Below are 16,880 nucleotides of genomic sequence, written 5' to 3'. Positions count from 1 at the left end.
GCTCCTACATAAGTCCCGGGATGTTTAGACCTCCCGTAACCTTGCTCATCTCTGTCTCTGAAGCCTCATCAATCTGACGCATAACCTCATTAACTGCAGCCATTACAAGGTCCTGAAGCATTTCCACATCATCTGGATCCACAACGTCCCTATCAAAATTCAAAGCAGTAAGTTCCTTCTTGCCATTTGCTGTTACGGAAACTGCACCACCACCTGCCGTAGCTGTGAACTCTTTTTCCTCAAGCTCTGACTGAATCATAGCAAGCTGTCTCTGCATAGCCTGTGCCTGAGCAATCTGCTGCTGCATGCTTCCGCCGCCACCGCCTCCTGGCATCTTTGGCTTAGACTTCTTTCCTGCTCTCATACCTTTTCCCATATCTGTTCCTCCTATTCGATTCGTGGCTTAATGTTAAATGAACTTTCGAGCGCTTCAGCGATTTTCTTCGCTTCCTCATCCTTGCTAGAATCAGCAGCTTTTACAGCGGTCTCTTCTAGATCAGCTGTATCATTTGCACTCCTCAAAATCATCTTTAGCGGTCTTCCGACCTCAGCTGCCACGGCCTTTGTAATAATTTCTGTATTCTTTTCGGCTAAACCCCTTACAAAATCACTGCAAGCGATTACCTTAAATTCTCTTTCATTTATACCAGCAAGACTTGTGTTCATACGAACCATGGAAATGCTTCCGTGTTCAGGAAGTCTATCCCAAACTCTTTCCCAAAGCTCATCCATCTCGTAAGATGAACCCGTGCTACTTGATATGTTATCTTGGCCTACCTTAGGCTGCGTAGCTACCTGTGCTTTCACCTCAAGTTCTGAATCCTGTACTTCCTGCGAAGCCTCTGGCCTTGCTCCTTCATCAAAATCCTCCCATGGAGGAATCTCCTGTGTTTCGCTAGACTCAAACTTTGATGGAATCTCAGCTTGTAGCTTTTCGGGCTCGCTAGGTTTAGCCGCCGTCCTATCCTTTATCTGCTTACTAGATTTTTGTATTGGAGAACTAGGCGTGCTTTCAATAAAAGCAGTAGGCGCTGCTCCTCCATCCCTTATACCATTTGCAAGAACTACTATTGCAAGCTCCATAAGAGTTCTTGGCTGAGTAGAGTATCTCGCATCGTTTATCGTATTTGCCAGTGTCAAAATCGAGCTATTTATTGTAGCAAGATCCATCCCCTGACTCTGTCTCTTTAGCTTTTCTATGTTCTCACTGGACATATTCAGTAGATTCTCTGCATCTTTGATATACTTTGCTATCAAAAGTGATCTATAATGTGCCATCCAGTCATTAAGTAGCTGCTTAACATCCTTCCCCTCGGCAAGAACTTCATCTAATAGAAGTAATGCCCCAGAGGTGTCGCGAACGCAAACCTTTTCGGTCAGCTCTAGGAAGAATCCCTCTGATACGGTTCCGAGAAACTCTAGCACAGTCTCTCTATCTAAAACCTTGTCGCTTCCTGCTAGGCACTGATCGAGCAAAGATAGACCATCTCTGACAGAACCATCAGCATTCGCTGCAAGAAGTTTAAGTGCAGAATCTGTGATTTCCACACCCCTCTTTTCGCAAATTGCCTTCATCTGTCCTGCGAGCTGGTTTTCGGAAACACGTCTGAAATTGAACCTCATACACCTTGAGAGTATTGTCTGCGGAAGTTTCTGCGGATCTGTAGTCGCAAGTATGAACATGATTCCCTCAGGCGGCTCCTCAAGAGTCTTGAGCAAAGCGTTAAACGCAGCCGTCGAAAGCATGTGCACCTCGTCTATGATATAGACCTTGCGTCTTCCTACGGAAGCAGGATAATTTACACTATCCCTGATTTCTCTAACGCTCTCTACACCATTGTTTGACGCTGCATCTATCTCTATCATATCTATGAAGGTCCCAGCTTTGATAGAAAGGCAGTTATCACAACAACCACAAGGTTTTTCACCATCTGAAGTACAGTTCACGGCCTTTGCAAGGAGTCTTGCCATAGTCGTTTTACCCGTACCTCTCGTACCGCAAAACAGATAAGCATGTCCTATGGTGTTACTTGCTATTTGATTTTTCAAAACACGCACTATGTGTTCCTGGCCTATAACCTCATCAAAGGTCTCTGGCCTTTCGGTGCGATAAAGCGCTTTATACATTCTGAAGGCTCCTAACAAAATAAAAATCGCCCTTTGATAGCTCCGCGTGACGATGAAGAAGGCTTATCTGCGGCACATAAGAGCTTCCGCTTATTGCTGCTTCCTTCCGGACCTGACAAGGTTCACGGCGTCCTATTGCGCAGGACCCAAACCATGCCAAACGAAGCTATTAAAGGGCGATATAAAACTACCCTATATTATATGTTGTTTGTGAACTTATGTCAATTCAACTTTGGCTTAGTCCACGATTTTGTGAGCGAATTCCTTTACCTGCCTGTAACTCTGTAGAGTTCATCTGTTTTAGGAGGATCAATTTCTTCTATATTTCCATCTGATTTCTTTAGCATTAGGCCTTCATCAGCCCCTGTAACTCTACCGATCTTGCTGACCATAACGCCGTTATGACATAGTTCAGCGCATATATCATCAGCTTTTTCGGGGCTCGCTACGATTATCATGCAGCCACTTGAAATAAGTCTCTTCCAGTCAGCGGAAAAATACTCACAAACTTTTTCGGTCACTTTGCTAACTGCAATCTTATCTTCATCTAGCAAAACACCAAGCTTGCTTATATTGCACATTTCCCATACTGCACCGAGAATACCACCTTCTGTGACATCATGCATACCGTGAGTTCCAATCTTGCCTGCGATTACGCCTTCCTTTACGACGCTTACATCATCAAGCATGAGCTTACCCTCTGCAAGCTCATCAGAACTTAAGACATTGGATAGCTCTTCCTCGTAATCTGAGCAGATTATACCAGTTCCTTCAAGGCCTGCCTGTTTGGTCATCAAAATGACATCTCCAGCGCGCATATCCGATGCCGACTGAGATTCACCCGCCACAACCTTACCAAATGCTGTAGATACTATAACAGGCTGGTTTACCGCTTCGGTTATTTCTGTATGTCCACCAACAATCTCGACTCCGACATCTTCGGCACTTTTTGCCGCCTGCGCCATTATCTTCTCAACATCATCTTCAGTAGTCCCTTTCGGAAGCATCACCGCAAGAGTTATGGCAATTGGCTGCACGCCATTGCTTGCAATATCGTTACATGAGATATGAATTGAAAGCCTACCAACATCGTTTATTGACGATGTTATTGGATCTGTTGAAATCACGCAATCGTAGTCACCGTAGCCTACAACAGCACAGTCCTCACCAACGCCTGCTCTGACCTTTACATCCTCGCTTTTGTATTTAATTTTGTCTATTACTATCCTCTTAAGCACATCGCTATCGAGTTTTCCAACCGGAAGCATTCTTTCCCTCCTGAGACTAGTCCATTAGCAAAGATAAATCTTCACTTTCTATACAATTCTTTATTTTCTCTTCATCTATGACTGCGATGCCAAGCTCTTTCGCCTTCTTGTTCTTTCCTGAAGTCGATGCAGTATCGTTATTGATTAAATATGAAGTCTTTGCACTTACCGAGCCCGAAACCTTACCGCCAAGTGACTCTATCAAAGCCTTAAGCTCATCTCTATTCGCATAGTGGTTGAGCGAACCAGTAATTACAAATGTTAGGCCTTTGAGCAAAGCGCCAGTCTCTTCAAAGCTCTCATCTATATCAAGCTCTGCCTTAAGGCGGGCAAGCTTAGCCTTGTTCTCTTCGTCATCAAAGAAGGAGACATAAGCCGCTGCCATAACATCACCGATTCCATCTATCTCAAGCAGCTCGGACTTTGATATCGATTCAATCTTGTCCCACTCGGCCTTGCATGCCTTTGATATAAGCTTTGCATTGGCAACGCCAATCCCTGGGATTCCAAGCGCATAAAGAAGTTTTTCAGGCTTAACCTTTCTCGAAGCATCAATTGCCTTTTGCATATTATTAAAGGATTTCTCTCCAAAGCCCTCAGTCTTAACAATCTCATCCTTATGATTCTCTAGGTGGTAGAAATCTGCTAGCTCCTTTAGGTATCCAGCATCTGCAAACTTCTCAATAGTTGCTTCAGATAATCCGTCAATATTCATTGCATCGCGAGAAACGAAAAGCGTTAGACTCTTGATTCGCTTTGCTGGGCACTTAGGGTTTGGACAATTTATCGTCTTTACTCCCTGCTCGTTTTTGATTATCACTGGAGTGTCGCATGCTTGGCAGGTCTTAGGTAATTCTAGATTTCCACTTCGCGTTAGATTTGCTGAAATCTGAGGGATAATCATGTTTGCCTTGTATACCTCTATCGTATCTCCAATTCCAAGAGCAAGCTCCTCAACTATGCTTAAATTGTGAACTGATGCACGCGAAACCGTCGTACCCTCTAGTTCAACAGGGTCAAAGACAGCAATCGGATTTATAAGGCCTGTTCTTGAGGCGTTCCACTCAATCTCCCTCAAAGTAGTCTTCTCAGTCTGGTCCTGCCACTTAAATGCAATTGAGTCCCTAGGGAACTTTGCCGTCGTTCCAAGGCTTGCACTATACTCAAGGTCATCAAAGGCCAAAACGAGTCCATCTGATGGAATTGGGTTTTCGTGAACCTCGGACTCAAATAAATCAACAGTTTCAATTATGTTATCAGCGTTTACAAGTCTTTCTTTAACAGTATCAAAGCCCTGATCTTTTAGCCAATTAATCTGCTCACTTCTCTTCTTGAAGTTAATATCCTCAGCACTCACAAGCGTAAATGCAAAGAATCTAACCCTGCGCGATGCAGTAATTTCACTATTTAACTGTCTTACTGAGCCAGCGCAAAGATTTCTAGGGTTCTTGTACTTGCCAGCGCCATCCTCAATTTCGCTATTGATCTTATCAAAGTCGGCATAGGAAATAACTGCCTCACCTCTTAGCACAAGAGCTCCCTTATATGCAATTTGATGTGGAAGGTTCACAAAGGTCTTCGCATTCGCAGTGATTACCTCGCCTACATCGCCATTTCCACGAGTAACAGCCTTAAGCAGCTTTCCGTCCTCATATGTCAAAACTATGGTTAGACCATCTAGCTTCCAAGATAGAATTCCTTGATGATCTCCAAGCCAGTCCTTGAGTTCTTCCCTGCTCTTAGTCTTATCTAGCGAAAGCATCCTCGAAGGATGAACCTCCTTAGGAAGCTCCGAAAGAATTTCATAACCCACCTTCTGAGTTGGACTTCCCGCAAGGATTATTCCACTTTGCTTTTCGAGCTCGACAAGCTCGTCATAGATTTTGTCGTACTCAAAATTGCTCATGATTTCCTCTCCACGCGCATAATATGCCTTCGAAGCCTCATCGAGCACCTTTATCTTTTCCTGCATCAAAGCCTTTACATCAGCCATTACCTAATCTCCTATATCAAAGCTATAGCTTCTTTAAAACCGCAATACCCTTTGCCATCTTCTTAAGTCCGACCTCATCAAAGATGATCGAAATTGTCTTATCATCCGCTTCTATAACCATACCCTCGCCGAACTTGCTGTGCTTAACCCTGTCACCAGATTTAAGATCATCGCCACCTGCTGCAACCTTCTTGGTGTGTGCCTTGGAATAGCTCAGCGAATCGAAAGGCTTGTAGCCAGCCTTATTGGAACTCATGTATCCATCAAAACTACCTGTGGAAACACCTGGCCCTGTAAACTCATCGCCAAGGAAGCTATCGCGCTTCTTCTCAAATATTGCATCTCCCATAAGAAGTTTCTTATCTATTTCTCTAAGGAAGGTAGACTCTCTCTGATATTCAGTTCTTCCGTAGAGCATTCTCCTTGTCGCACCTGTAAGGAAGAGTCTCTCCTTTGCTCTAGTCATGCCGACATAACAAAGCCTTCTCTCCTCTTCCATTCCCTCTGGCGAATCAAAGCTTCTTGCCCCTGGGAAGAGACCATCCTCCATTCCCGGAAGGAAAACAACTGGAAACTCAAGCCCCTTAGAACTATGCATGGTCATGAGAACAACCGCATCCTGAGTCTCATCGTGGTTGTCAACCTCTGACATGAGGCTAAGTCCTTCCATAAATTCCTCAAGACTAGGCTCTGCACTATCGTTTTCGTAGTTTTCTATAACCGACTTGAATTCCATAAGGTTTTCTATTCTGCTTTCGGCCTCGACAGTGCGCTCAGCCTCTAGAGCACTAAGATATCCCGTATTAACCAGAAGCTGGTCGTAGATATCTGCAACACTTAGTGAGTCAGCCTCTTCACGACAAAGCTCAATAGTCCTTGCCATTCTCTTTACGTCCTCAAATGCCTTCTTAGGAAGAGTGTCCAAAACCTCATCTTCCCAAAGAGACTCCATAAGGCTCTGACCCCTTACCTCAGCAAGAGTAAACAGTTTCTCAAGTGTCTTAGCACCGATTCCACGTTTAGGCTCATTGATGATTCTCGTCAAAGCAAGATCATCCTTAGGATTGATCACAAGCCTCATATAGGACATCATGTCCTTAACTTCCTTGCGGTCATAGTATCGCATTCCGGAAAGAACCCTGTAAGGTATGCCTCTTCTAGCAAAGACATCCTCAAGAGATCTAGACTGCGCATTAGTTCTGTAAAGAACCGCAAAATCGCTGTACTTGAGGTTTCCATTCTTTAGGATGTTTATCTCCCTTGCGATGAAGTCAGCCTCATCCTTTTCGTCCTCTGCCTTGAAATAGGTAATCTTCTCGCCGGCCTCTTTATCCGTCCAAAGCTTCTTCTGCTTTCTTCCTGTATTATTGGAAATTACTGAGTGAGCCGCAGCGAGGATGTTACCCTTTGATCTATAGTTTTGCTCAAGCTTGATTAGCTTAGCATTCTTAAAGTCCTTCTCAAAGTTTAGGATATTTGTTATGTCAGCACCACGCCATTCGTAGATACACTGGTCGTCATCTCCAACAACGCAAATATTGCCGTGTCTCTGCGAAAGCAGTTTCACAAGTTGATACTGGATGTGGTTCGTGTCCTGATACTCATCCACCATTATGTATTCGAATCTGTCGCTATACTCAAGAAGCACGCTCTCATCCGCCTTGAACATTCTCAGAGTGTTGAGCAAAAGATCATCAAAGTCCATTGCATTGTTATCCCTCAAAGCCTTCTCATACATCTGATACGCCCTAGCTAGAAGCTTATTCTTCATACCTATGGCATTCTCGGCAAACTCCTGTGGTGTAACGCCCTGCTCCTTCTTATCGCTTATAACCGATGCGATATACGCAGGCTTAAATTCCTTGCTATCTAGGTTAAGCTCTTTGCAAATATTCCTCACCAATGTCTTCTGGTCAGCAGTATCGTAGATTACGAAATTCTTGTCATAGCCGATAACTCCTGCGTGCTTTCTCAGCATTCTAAGGCACATAGCGTGGAAAGTCATCACCCACATGCCATGAATCTCACCACAAAGTCCCTCTATTCTCTCGCGCATCTCATTAGCCGCCTTATTAGTAAAGGTTACTGCTAATATCTTGTACGGACTTATGCCTTGCTCAATCATATAGGCAATCCTGTGAGTCATAGTGCTTGTCTTACCTGAGCCAGCTCCAGCAATTATCAAAAGCGGCCCATCTATACATCTGACCGCCTCTTGTTGTTTATCATTAAGTTTGTTTAAATCCATCTTATTCTCCCGCATTTATTTTATCATATCTGTATGGGGAATAGTATTAAAAAAGTTTTCCAAAAATATAGCGCTAGGCTCGCTCTCTCTACTCTCCACGGTAAATGTAACATCATCTCCGCAACAGCTCAAAATATGCAAAAGTATGCCCTTCATGTCCATATCCTTGCTATCAAGCCCTCCGTGCTGATCTGCAGTTCCGTCATTTGTGTGAAGATGAAAATGTCCAAGCACATCCTTTAGAACATCTATCCACTCGTAGATATCATACTTTGATTTTATTGCGTTAGCATGTCCAACATCTAGGCAACATTTGATGTTTTTCCTGTCCGTTCCTTTGATAACATCTCGCATAATATATGGATCCTCATCAAAGACATTTTCTACATAAAGCGTAAACCCTTCAGGAAGTTTATCCGAAATCCTCTGCCAAAACTCAATTGAGCGAGGCACATGCCAGTCTCTATGGTACATCAAAGGTATAAATCCACTGTGCACAACCATATCCTTTACACCAAAATGCTCGCAAATCTCAATGCTTTCCATATACCTATCCATCATTAGCTCAATTGCCCTTGGATCCATCGCATCCGGTGTCAGCTCTGTAAAAGGTCCGTGCATAAAGAGTTTTCTTCCATTTACACCAGCCTCAGCAATTTCATCCTCTATTCGCTTAATAGTTTCCTCTCTATTCTCAGGGTCTAAATTGCTCGAAATACAAAGATCATTAATCTCTAAGCTAAAACCGTATTTATTTGCAGTCTGAGTAGCACAATCTGAAAAAGTCGCAAAAAAAATTCTATCCCTAAAATCTCTCATAGTCTATCCTTCTATAAATTTATTACGTCCCTTGCTTTTATGTATCTAAGCTCGCAAAACATTTATCAAAAAAGCAAAAAAGCAGGGTGACGAAGCCTGCTTCTTGCCAATTATGAAAAAGAATGAAAAGCCGGCTCCACAACTAAAAAGAGCTGTGGCATGCCCCACAGCCCGTATTTGCTGATTGTTATTTTTCCCCATCACGGTTCACCGCCGTTTAGGAAGATTCTATGCAGGTCTCCTGGCTCGCAGCTTATCATATATAACTACCTTCCCGGACGCTCCAGTGGCTCACCTTACGATGAATGCTATATAAATACTGCTTACAGTGGCGGGACCGCACAGGCTTTTACCTGTTTCCCTCTTAGCCCAAGACAAATGCCTCAGGAACATAAAATCATATTTAACTACAATATTATTATATATTCCGCAAATATATAAGTCAACAGTCAAATCCATAAAACATAAGGGCTTAAGCCATGTATTTTAAAGTTTTTACAACAAAGTTGAAATTAATAAATAAGTTTTATGGTTAGCTTTAACTAACTTGTGGTATATACGATTTGTATATGTTAAACGTACAAATCTAGACCTAAGGTCTAATGAAAAAAGGAGAAAAAAGATGTCATTAATTAACAAGGAAGTTTCCGATTTTAAGGTTAATGGTTATTACAATAATGAATTCAAAGAATACAAAAAGGAAGATATTCTAGGAAAGTGGAGTGTTTTCTTCTTCTATCCTGCTGATTTTACTTTTGTTTGCCCAACAGAGCTTTCAGACCTACAGGACAAGTATGAGGAATTCAAGAGCGCTGGCTGCGAAGTATATGCAGTTTCATGTGACACTCACTTTGTTCACAAGGCTTGGCACGATAGCTCTGAGCTAATCAAAGAGCTAACATACCCAATGCTTGGCGATCCAACTCATGCACTAGCAAAGGACTTTGATGTATTCATCGAAGCAGATGGAATTTCTGAGAGAGGAACATTCATCATCAACCCTCAGGGAAAAATTGTTTCCTATGAGGTTAATGCAGGAAACGTTGGAAGAAATGCCGAAGAGCTTCTACGTAAGCTTCAGGCTTGCCAGTTCGTTGCTGAACATGGAGATGAGGTTTGCCCAGCTAGATGGAGACCAGGAGCAAAGACACTAAAACCTGGAATCGACCTAGTAGGTAAGCTCTAGAAGATGCTTTTAAACGAGTGTGGATTCACACTCGTTTTTTTATACGGGCAAATACGACTACTCGTTTTCTGTTATTTCATTTTTTTCTGTTAATGATTGAATTCGTAAAATTTATATGTTATATTAGAAATGCCTACTACATATATCAATCTCGATAAAATACATGTAACAATAATTGAAAGGAGTCGGTCATGGATTTAAAACCCCTAATGCAATTTGCAACTGATCATCAAAAAACTATTTTAATGATCTATATTTTAATTCTTATTGTCTCCGCATTGAATTTTGTCTGCATTATTGTCGCTAGTAAGAAGGCAAGGTCTTTTAACCCAGCATCGCCAATACTTGCTATAACAAACGCCTTTCTAGCTATGGCCTCAACGCTTTTATTAGCGGTTTGTGTCCTCTTTTTGGATACTTCTAAGGCTTTGTATGATAGCTTTGATTATCTCGTCTCAGGGGTACTTTTGCCAATTACAATAGTGATAGACGTAATTGGAGGAATTGGAATTTTCGTGCTTGCCTTTGTGGTATTGCATTACAGAAGGAAAGCATAACTATATTTAATTAAGCATATAAAAAGAGCAGGGACACAAGTTCCTGCTCTATTTATTATCTTATACGAGCTCCAAGAAAACTACTTCAGCACCATCGCCACGGCGAGGTCCTAGCTTTAGGATTCTTGTGTATCCACCGTTACGCTCAGCGTACTTAGGTGCGATCTCTTCGAAAAGATTATTGACTACTGTTTCGTCAAATATATATGCCAAAGCCTGTCTTCTGTTATGAAGATTGTCAGTCTTTGCCAAAGTGATAAGCTTTTCAGCAGTTTTTCTGGCTTCCTTAGCTCTACAATCAGTTGTCTGAATTCTGCCTTCTCTGAGTAGATCAGTTACAAGGTTTCTCAGCATTGCTTTTCTGTGAGCTGTAGGCCTGCCTAGTTTTCTATATCCTGGCATATCCTTCTCTCCTTATAATTCTTTCTATTCTTCGCTTGGTCTAAGTGAAAGTCCAAGCTCAGCTAATTTTGCTTTAACTTCGTCGAGTGACTTCTTACCGAGATTTCTGACTTTCATCATCTCTTCTTCGGTACGAGCTGTCAACTCTTCAACAGTATTGATCGATGCTCTCTTTAGGCAGTTGAACGAACGAACTGAAAGCTCAAGCTCTTCGATAGTCATCTCCAAAGCTTTTTCCTTCTGATCTTCTTCCTTCTCTACCATGATTTCAAGATCATCTGCAGCATCATCAAGCTTTACGAACAAATTGAGGTGCTCCTGCATAATCTTTGCACCTATTGATACACCTTCCTCTGGTGAGATTGAACCATCTGTCCAAATCTCTAGGATAAGTCTATCAAAGTCTGTAACCTGCCCTACTCTTGTATTCTCTACTGTGTAGTTTACTCTTCTTACCGGAGTAAAAATTGAGTCAACCGGAATCACTGAAATCGGTGTGCTCTCATCCTTATTCTGCTCTGCTGGAACATAACCTCTGCCTCTAGCAAGGTTTATTTCCATAACCAAAGTAGCATTTTCTTCGAGTGTAGCAATGTGCAATTCAGGGTTAAATATCTCTAGCTCTGAATCTCCGATTATGTCTGCTGCTGTAACCTCCTTAGGTCCAACTGCATTTATAATCACACGCTTGCTGTCATCACCGCTTAGCCTTAATGCCAGCTTCTTGAGGTTGAGTATGATTTCAGTAACATCTTCTTTGACGCCTGGAATCGTCGAAAACTCGTGTAGAATTCCATCGATTTTAATCGATGTTACAGCTGCGCCTGGAAGTGAGCTGAGAAGAATTCTTCTCATGCTGTTTCCAAGTGTTATTCCGTATCCTCTTTCTAGAGGTTCAACAACGAATTTGCCGTATGTACCATCCTCGCTGACTGTCTTTGATATTGTCGGTTTTTCGATTTCTATCATTGAAAACCCTCCTTTTCATCCAATCAATAATAGCGACTGTAATATAGTTTCTATTATTTGGAGTACAACTCGACGATTAAACGCTCTTCGATAGGTGTGTCAATCTGATCTCTAGTTGGATCAGCTAGAACTTTACCCTCTAGCTTGTCTCTATCTACTGAAAGCCAAGCTGGAACACCAACCTGCATCTCTTTGATTTCCTTAAACTTAGGAGAGCTCTGGCTCTTTTCCTTTACCTTGATTACGTCTCCAGCCTTTACGATGTATGAAGGAATGTTTACCTTCTTACCGTTTACTGTAAAGTGGCTGTGAACTACAAGCTGTCTTGCTTCTCTACGTGTTGTAGCAAGTCCCATTCTGAAAACAACGTTATCAAGTCTTTCTTCTAGCATGATAAGAAGGTTTTCACCTGTGATACCCTTCTTTGATGCAGCCTTCTTGAATGCTGTTCTGAACTGTCTTTCCTGAACTCCGTAGATAAACTTTGCTCTCTGCTTTTCACGAAGCTGAAGTCCATATTCACTCATCTTCTTGAAACTCTGCTGAGGCTTTCTATTGGATTCTTTGTAGATACCCATGTGGCTTGGATCCAACTGAAGAGATCTACATCTCTTTAGGATCGGGTCTTTATTTACTGCCATTTTCTTTGCTCCTCCCTTCTGCTATACTCTTCTTCTCTTTGGCGGTCTGCAACCGTTATGAGGAATAGGTGTAATATCTTTGATCAATGTGATCTCAAGACCAGCAGCCTGGAGTGCTCTAATAGCAGCTTCTCTACCTGCGCCTGGTCCCTTAACGTAAACTTCAACAGTCTTAAGTCCGTGCTCAAGAGCTGCCTTTGTTGCAGTCTCAGCTGCACTCTGTGCTGCAAACGGTGTTGATTTTCTTGAACCCTTAAATCCAAGTGATCCTGCGCTTGACCATGACAGAGCGTTTCCGTCCATATCTGTAAGTGTCACCAAAGTATTGTTAAAGGTGGACTGGATATGAGCCTGGCCTTTTTCAACGTGCTTACGGTCTTTTCTCTTTTTTCTTACTGTTTTCTTTACAGCTTTAGCCATTTTATCCTACCTCCTTCTTACTTTTTCTTTCTGCTTACAGTCCTCTTAGGACCCTTACGCGTTCTAGCATTAGTTTTTGTTTTCTGACCTCTAACAGGGAGTCCTCTTCTGTGTCTGATTCCTCTGTAGCTTCCGATTTCCATGAGTCTCTTAATGTTTAGAGACACCTCTCTTCTTAGGTCACCTTCTACTGCATAATCTGCTTCGATGATTTTTCTGATTCTACCAGCTTCATCTTCGGTCAGATCTTTGACTCTAGTATCTGGATTGATTTCAGCCTTTGCAAGAATGTCTTTAGCTGTATGCTTTCCGATACCATAGATATAGGTTAGACCGATTTCTACCCTTTTTTCTCTTGGTAAGTCTACACCGGCTATACGAGCCATACGTTTCCTCCTTCTCCTATCTTCCGTCACCTTGCCGGGGGTGATATAGACAGGCGATGTACAATAAATAAATTTTTACAGATAGCGGCCCGGTCTCGCTACCCAATTATTAACTTTTATTTAGCCTTGCTTCTGCTTATGCTTTGGATTTTCGCAAATAACCATCACTTTGCCATTTCTCTTAATGACTTTGCATTTTTCGCAGATTGGCTTTACTGATGCTCTTACTTTCATTTTTTCCTCCTCATCTACCTTTGATTCTCTCTGTATGTCAAAGGCTGGGCCTATTTATCACGCCATACAATACGTCCGCGAGTTAGGTCATAAGGTGATAGCTCAACCTTTACCTTGTCCCCCGGGAGAATCCTAATGTAGTTCATGCGGATCTTACCCGATATATGCGCAAGAACCTCAAATCCGTTCTCAAGCTTTATCTTGAACATTGCATTAGGCTGTGCATCTACAACAGTGCCCATTGCTTCTATGGTGTCTTTTTTCGCCATATCCTCTACACCTCTTCTTCGACTAAAGTTAGCACTTCCGGCCCATTCTCAGTAATTGCTACCGTGTTTTCGTAATGAGCTGAAAGCTTTCCGTCAGCAGTTACTGCCGTCCAATTATTCAACAGTGTTTCTGTTTCGTATGTTCCGACCGCTACCATCGGTTCAATTGCTAGGACCATACCTTCTACAAGTCTTGGACCACGTCCAGCCTTTCCGTAGTTAGGTATCTGTGGATCCTCATGCAATTCTCTTCCGACTCCGTGTCCAACAAAGTCTCGGATTACTGAAAACCCTTCCCTCTCGGCCTTCGCCTGCACTGCATGCGAAATGTCTGAAAGTCGGTTTCCTACCTTGGCAAACTCTATTCCCGCAAAGAAGCTATCTCTTGTCGCATCTATAAGACGCTGTGCTTCCTCGCTGATTTTGCCTACAGGATATGTTCTTGCGGCATCGCTTGTATATCCTTTGTATGTCGCGCCAACATCGATGCTGACTATGTCACCCTCTTGAAGAATTCTCTCGCGATCCGGAATTCCGTGCACAATCTCTTCGTTGAGCGATACGCACACATTTCCCGGGAATCCACCGTAACCCTTGAAGGTCGGTGTCATTCCGTGCTGCTTTATAAATTCGGCACAGAAGTTATCGATTTCCCATGTGCTTATTCCCGGCTTTATGAACCCAGCAAGCTTGTTTAGTAGCTCGCCTGTAACCTTGCAAGGAACACGCAACAATTCAATTTCTTCTTTGGATTTGATTACTATCATGACTATTCACCTAGAACTTCTACAATTTCAGCAAAACACTGATCAAGAGGTGTTGAGCCATCTAGCGTAGTAATGTTGTTAGCCTTTGTGTAATAATCAATAAGCGGCATAGTCTGTTCTTTGTAAACGGTAATTCTGTTCTTTACCGTCTCCTCCGTATCGTCAGCTCTCTGCACTAGCTCTCCTCCGCATCTATCGCAGATTCCTTCTACCTTTGGCGGGATGTTGACTACGTGGAAGCTTGCTCCGCACTGCTTGCAAACACGTCTTCCTGTGAGTCTGAAGATGAGCAAATCATCGTCTACCTCTAGATTGATAACGTGATCAATCTTTCCACCGTGTGCCTGCATGAATTCATCAAGCTTTTCTGCCTGATAAACCGTGCGAGGAAAACCGTCAAGAAGGAAGCCCTTCTTGCAGTCGTCTCTCAGCAATCTGTCCGTGGCGATTTCAATTACTAAATCGTCTGGAACAAGTTCGCCTTTATTCATGTATTCTTGAGCTTTCTTACCGAGCTCAGTTTGCCTCTTAATATTGTCGCGGAAGATGTCACCCGTTGAAATGTGTGGAATTCCATACTTTTCAACAATGCGTACTGCCTGAGTTCCCTTTCCTGCGCCTGGAGGCCCTAATAGAATTGTTCTCAGCAATTTTCTAACTCCTTCTATTTAAGGAATCCTTTGTAATTCCTCATTACCATCTGATTTTCTAACTGTCTCATTACATCTATTGCAACTCCGACTACGATTAGTAGCGAGGTTCCGCCAAAACGAATGTTTAGACCGGTATACTGGCTGATCAGCGTTGGCAATGTAGCTATTATAGCAAGGAACAGTGCTCCTACTATAGAAATTCTACCCATCACTTTCGCAAGATACTCAATTGTAGCCTTACCAGGTCTAATGCCCGGAATGAAACCACCGTTTGATTTCATGTTCTGTGCAACTTCGATTGGGTTAAAGCTTATTGTTGTATAGAAATAGTTAAATGCTATGATCAAAATGATATTGAATATAGCGTACACCCATACACCAGGACTTCCACTTGGTGATAGCCACTTCGTTACGAATGCAGTGAAGCCTGAATCCGACTTTAGGAAGTAGGTAATTGTAAGTGGAAATTGCAGCAGTGATACTGCGAAAATTACAGGAATAACACCTGCCTGGTTTACCTTTAGCGGAATATGTGTTGACTGACCGCCGTACATCTTTCTACCTACTACACGCTTTGCATACTGTACTGGGATTCTTCTTGTACCCTGCTGGATAAAGATTACTCCTACAACTACAAGCAGTGCAAATGCGATGAATAGGATTAGTGTGATGATGTTTATAGCGCCTTCCTTATACTGAAGAGCGATACTGCGAACATCTGAAGGGATTCTCGCAACGATTCCAGCAAAGATCAGAATTGAGATTCCGTTTCCAATACCGTTTTCGTTAATCTGCTCTCCAAGCCACATCAGGAAGGCTGTTCCTGCTGTTAGCACTAATATTATTACTACTAAGCTGAACCATGTCTGGTCAACTACCGCACGTCTGAATAGACCGATGGTCAATCCGAACGCTTGGATGAGAGCGAGGCCCACAGTCATGTAGCGAGTTATTGTCGCCATCTTCTTGCGTCCCTCGTTGCCCTCTTTTGCTAGCCTTTCAAAGTACGGAAATGCTACTGTTAGTAGCTGTACTATGATGGAGGCTGTTACATATGGTGTGATACTTAATGCGAAGATAGTAAAGTTACTGAAAGATCCTCCGGAGAACAAGTCGAACAGGTCGAATAGTCCGCCCTGATTCTTGAACATGCTCGCTAGCTGAGTTCTATCGATTCCTGGAACTGGTATGTGTGAGCCAACACAAAAGATGACTAACATCATGACAGTAAAGATAATCTTAGCTCTCATTTCCGGAACTTTAATTGCCTGCTTTACGGTCTTTAGCATATCCATATCAGATCACCTCTGCCTTTCCTCCAGCAGCGTTGATTTTTTCAGCAGCAGTCTTTGTGAACTTAACTGCCTTTACTGTGAGTGCTCTATCGAGCTCACCATCACCAAGAATCTTAACTCCGTCAATAACCTGCTTAACAAGTCCAACTTCTCTTAGAAGCTCTGGAGTAACCTCAGTGTTTGCCTCAAATCTGTTGAGGTCACCAACATTAACTGTAGCGTATTCCTTCGCCCACTTATTGTTGAAGCCTCTCTTTGGCAATCTTCTATATAGTGGCATCTGTCCACCCTCGAATCCGAGTCTAACTCCGCCACCACTTCTTGAATTCTGACCGTTCATACCTCTACCAGCAGTCTTACCCTGTCCAGTAGCAGTACCTCTGCCCTTTCTCTTGCGGCTGTGTGTTGAGCCAGCAGGAGCTTTTAGTTCATGCAGTTTCATTAGCTTGCACCTCCTATCCTACAGTTCTTCGACAGTAACAAGATGAGTTACTTTTGCGATAGCACCACGAGTCTGAGGTGTATCTGCCAATTCGACTGAATGATGCAATTTTCTAAGTCCTAAGGCCTTTACAACCTTCTTGTGCTTAGGAATAGCGCCAATAGTACTCTTTGTTAAAGTAATTTTCAACATTTTTGCCATTTC

The 16,880-nt window shown here is 42.7% G+C and carries 19 protein-coding genes and 1 pseudogene; 2 read left to right on the top strand and 18 right to left on the bottom strand.

Going from position 1 to position 16,880, the window contains the following annotated elements; translation table 11 throughout:
* Window positions 1-4: 4 nt before the first annotated feature.
* From ADJ67_01500 to ADJ67_01475, 6 genes and pseudogenes are all read right to left on the bottom strand, one after another.
* Complete coding sequence (locus tag ADJ67_01500; protein ID AKT47620.1) at window positions 5-364, bottom strand: nucleoid-associated protein; 360 nt, start codon at window positions 362-364, stop codon at window positions 5-7.
* Between the two features lie 689 nt (window positions 365-1,053).
* Window positions 1,054-2,127: pseudogene (locus ADJ67_01495) on the bottom strand (DNA polymerase III subunit gamma/tau).
* Between the two features lie 266 nt (window positions 2,128-2,393).
* A complete protein-coding gene (locus ADJ67_01490; protein ID AKT46506.1) occupies window positions 2,394-3,395 on the bottom strand; it encodes an AIR synthase in 1,002 nt (333 codons plus the stop codon).
* Window positions 3,396-3,411: 16 nt separating this feature from the next.
* A complete protein-coding gene (locus ADJ67_01485; GenBank protein ID AKT46505.1) occupies window positions 3,412-5,388 on the bottom strand; it encodes a DNA ligase in 1,977 nt (658 codons plus the stop codon).
* Window positions 5,389-5,410: 22 nt separating this feature from the next.
* On the bottom strand, window positions 5,411-7,636 hold the full coding sequence (locus tag ADJ67_01480; GenBank protein AKT46504.1) for an ATP-binding protein: 2,226 nt from the start codon (window positions 7,634-7,636) through the stop codon (window positions 5,411-5,413).
* A gap of 15 nt (window positions 7,637-7,651) precedes the next feature.
* On the bottom strand, window positions 7,652-8,455 hold the full coding sequence (locus tag ADJ67_01475; GenBank protein ID AKT46503.1) for a hypothetical protein: 804 nt from the start codon (window positions 8,453-8,455) through the stop codon (window positions 7,652-7,654).
* Window positions 8,456-9,077: 622 nt separating this feature from the next.
* On the opposite strand from ADJ67_01475, the gene ADJ67_01470 reads away from it, so the two are divergent.
* Both ADJ67_01470 and ADJ67_01465 read left to right on the top strand, forming a co-directional pair.
* Window positions 9,078-9,641, top strand: coding sequence for an alkyl hydroperoxide reductase (locus tag ADJ67_01470; GenBank protein AKT46502.1), 564 nt, complete (start codon window positions 9,078-9,080; stop codon window positions 9,639-9,641).
* 191 nt (window positions 9,642-9,832) lie between these two features.
* Entirely contained in the window at window positions 9,833-10,198 is a 366-nt protein-coding gene (locus ADJ67_01465; protein ID AKT46501.1) for a hypothetical protein, read from the top strand.
* 60 nt (window positions 10,199-10,258) lie between these two features.
* On the opposite strand, the gene ADJ67_01460 is transcribed toward ADJ67_01465, so the two are convergent.
* From ADJ67_01460 to ADJ67_01405, 12 genes are all read right to left on the bottom strand, one after another.
* Window positions 10,259-10,600: a 50S ribosomal protein L17 gene (locus ADJ67_01460; protein AKT46500.1), complete on the bottom strand. Its 342-nt coding sequence runs from the start codon at window positions 10,598-10,600 to the stop codon at window positions 10,259-10,261.
* 24 nt (window positions 10,601-10,624) lie between these two features.
* Window positions 10,625-11,569 (bottom strand): DNA-directed RNA polymerase subunit alpha, encoded by a 945-nt coding sequence (locus tag ADJ67_01455; protein AKT46499.1) that lies wholly within the window; start codon window positions 11,567-11,569, stop codon window positions 10,625-10,627.
* Between the two features lie 53 nt (window positions 11,570-11,622).
* Entirely contained in the window at window positions 11,623-12,210 is a 588-nt protein-coding gene (locus ADJ67_01450) for a 30S ribosomal protein S4 (protein ID AKT46498.1), read from the bottom strand.
* A 21-nt stretch (window positions 12,211-12,231) separates the two neighbouring features.
* Window positions 12,232-12,630, bottom strand: coding sequence for a 30S ribosomal protein S11 (locus ADJ67_01445; protein AKT46497.1), 399 nt, complete (start codon window positions 12,628-12,630; stop codon window positions 12,232-12,234).
* 17 nt (window positions 12,631-12,647) lie between these two features.
* Window positions 12,648-13,016: a 30S ribosomal protein S13 gene (locus ADJ67_01440; protein AKT46496.1), complete on the bottom strand. Its 369-nt coding sequence runs from the start codon at window positions 13,014-13,016 to the stop codon at window positions 12,648-12,650.
* A 120-nt stretch (window positions 13,017-13,136) separates the two neighbouring features.
* Window positions 13,137-13,250 carry a 50S ribosomal protein L36 gene (gene rpmJ, locus ADJ67_01435; protein ID AKT46495.1) on the bottom strand — a complete coding sequence of 38 codons (114 nt, stop codon included), beginning with the start codon at window positions 13,248-13,250 and terminating at the stop codon, window positions 13,137-13,139.
* A 50-nt stretch (window positions 13,251-13,300) separates the two neighbouring features.
* Window positions 13,301-13,519, bottom strand: coding sequence for a translation initiation factor IF-1 (locus ADJ67_01430; protein ID AKT46494.1), 219 nt, complete (start codon window positions 13,517-13,519; stop codon window positions 13,301-13,303).
* 5 nt (window positions 13,520-13,524) lie between these two features.
* Window positions 13,525-14,286 carry a methionine aminopeptidase gene (locus ADJ67_01425; GenBank protein ID AKT46493.1) on the bottom strand — a complete coding sequence of 254 codons (762 nt, stop codon included), beginning with the start codon at window positions 14,284-14,286 and terminating at the stop codon, window positions 13,525-13,527.
* Between the two features lie 2 nt (window positions 14,287-14,288).
* A complete protein-coding gene (locus tag ADJ67_01420) occupies window positions 14,289-14,933 on the bottom strand; it encodes an adenylate kinase (protein AKT47619.1) in 645 nt (214 codons plus the stop codon).
* 17 nt (window positions 14,934-14,950) lie between these two features.
* Entirely contained in the window at window positions 14,951-16,228 is a 1,278-nt protein-coding gene (locus ADJ67_01415; GenBank protein ID AKT47618.1) for a preprotein translocase subunit SecY, read from the bottom strand.
* A 7-nt stretch (window positions 16,229-16,235) separates the two neighbouring features.
* Complete coding sequence (locus ADJ67_01410; protein ID AKT46492.1) at window positions 16,236-16,676, bottom strand: 50S ribosomal protein L15; 441 nt, start codon at window positions 16,674-16,676, stop codon at window positions 16,236-16,238.
* 18 nt (window positions 16,677-16,694) lie between these two features.
* On the bottom strand, window positions 16,695-16,877 hold the full coding sequence (locus ADJ67_01405) for a 50S ribosomal protein L30 (GenBank protein AKT46491.1): 183 nt from the start codon (window positions 16,875-16,877) through the stop codon (window positions 16,695-16,697).
* Window positions 16,878-16,880 lie beyond the last annotated feature (3 nt).

This window comes from Eubacterium sulci ATCC 35585 (assembly GCA_001189495.1).
In the GTDB taxonomy this organism is placed as follows: Bacteria; Bacillota; Clostridia; order Peptostreptococcales; family Anaerovoracaceae; genus Eubacterium_B; species Eubacterium_B sulci.
Note: the sequence above shows the minus strand (reverse complement) of the source record. Positions and strands in the feature narration are given on the sequence as shown.

Excerpts from the sequence above, each read along its gene's own strand:
- ADJ67_01440 (AKT46496.1), bottom strand. The coding sequence starts at position 13,016 with ATGGCTCGTATAGCCGGTGTAGACTTACCAAGAGAAAAAAGGGTAGAA.
- ADJ67_01405 (AKT46491.1), bottom strand. The coding sequence starts at position 16,877 with ATGGCAAAAATGTTGAAAATTACTTTAACAAAGAGTACTATTGGCGCT.
- ADJ67_01425 (AKT46493.1), bottom strand. The coding sequence starts at position 14,286 with ATGATAGTAATCAAATCCAAAGAAGAAATTGAATTGTTGCGTGTTCCT.
- ADJ67_01470 (AKT46502.1), top strand. The coding sequence starts at position 9,078 with ATGTCATTAATTAACAAGGAAGTTTCCGATTTTAAGGTTAATGGTTAT.
- ADJ67_01445 (AKT46497.1), bottom strand. The coding sequence starts at position 12,630 with ATGGCTAAAGCTGTAAAGAAAACAGTAAGAAAAAAGAGAAAAGACCGT.
- ADJ67_01465 (AKT46501.1), top strand. The coding sequence starts at position 9,833 with ATGGATTTAAAACCCCTAATGCAATTTGCAACTGATCATCAAAAAACT.
- ADJ67_01500 (AKT47620.1), bottom strand. The coding sequence starts at position 364 with ATGAGAGCAGGAAAGAAGTCTAAGCCAAAGATGCCAGGAGGCGGTGGC.
- rpmJ (AKT46495.1), bottom strand. The coding sequence starts at position 13,250 with ATGAAAGTAAGAGCATCAGTAAAGCCAATCTGCGAAAAATGCAAAGTC.
- ADJ67_01490 (AKT46506.1), bottom strand. The coding sequence starts at position 3,395 with ATGCTTCCGGTTGGAAAACTCGATAGCGATGTGCTTAAGAGGATAGTA.
- ADJ67_01410 (AKT46492.1), bottom strand. The coding sequence starts at position 16,676 with ATGAAACTGCATGAACTAAAAGCTCCTGCTGGCTCAACACACAGCCGC.
- ADJ67_01430 (AKT46494.1), bottom strand. The coding sequence starts at position 13,519 with ATGGCGAAAAAAGACACCATAGAAGCAATGGGCACTGTTGTAGATGCA.
- ADJ67_01455 (AKT46499.1), bottom strand. The coding sequence starts at position 11,569 with ATGATAGAAATCGAAAAACCGACAATATCAAAGACAGTCAGCGAGGAT.
- ADJ67_01450 (AKT46498.1), bottom strand. The coding sequence starts at position 12,210 with ATGGCAGTAAATAAAGACCCGATCCTAAAGAGATGTAGATCTCTTCAG.
- ADJ67_01480 (AKT46504.1), bottom strand. The coding sequence starts at position 7,636 with ATGGATTTAAACAAACTTAATGATAAACAACAAGAGGCGGTCAGATGT.
- ADJ67_01485 (AKT46505.1), bottom strand. The coding sequence starts at position 5,388 with ATGGCTGATGTAAAGGCTTTGATGCAGGAAAAGATAAAGGTGCTCGAT.
- ADJ67_01415 (AKT47618.1), bottom strand. The coding sequence starts at position 16,228 with ATGCTAAAGACCGTAAAGCAGGCAATTAAAGTTCCGGAAATGAGAGCT.
- ADJ67_01475 (AKT46503.1), bottom strand. The coding sequence starts at position 8,455 with ATGAGAGATTTTAGGGATAGAATTTTTTTTGCGACTTTTTCAGATTGT.
- ADJ67_01460 (AKT46500.1), bottom strand. The coding sequence starts at position 10,600 with ATGCCAGGATATAGAAAACTAGGCAGGCCTACAGCTCACAGAAAAGCA.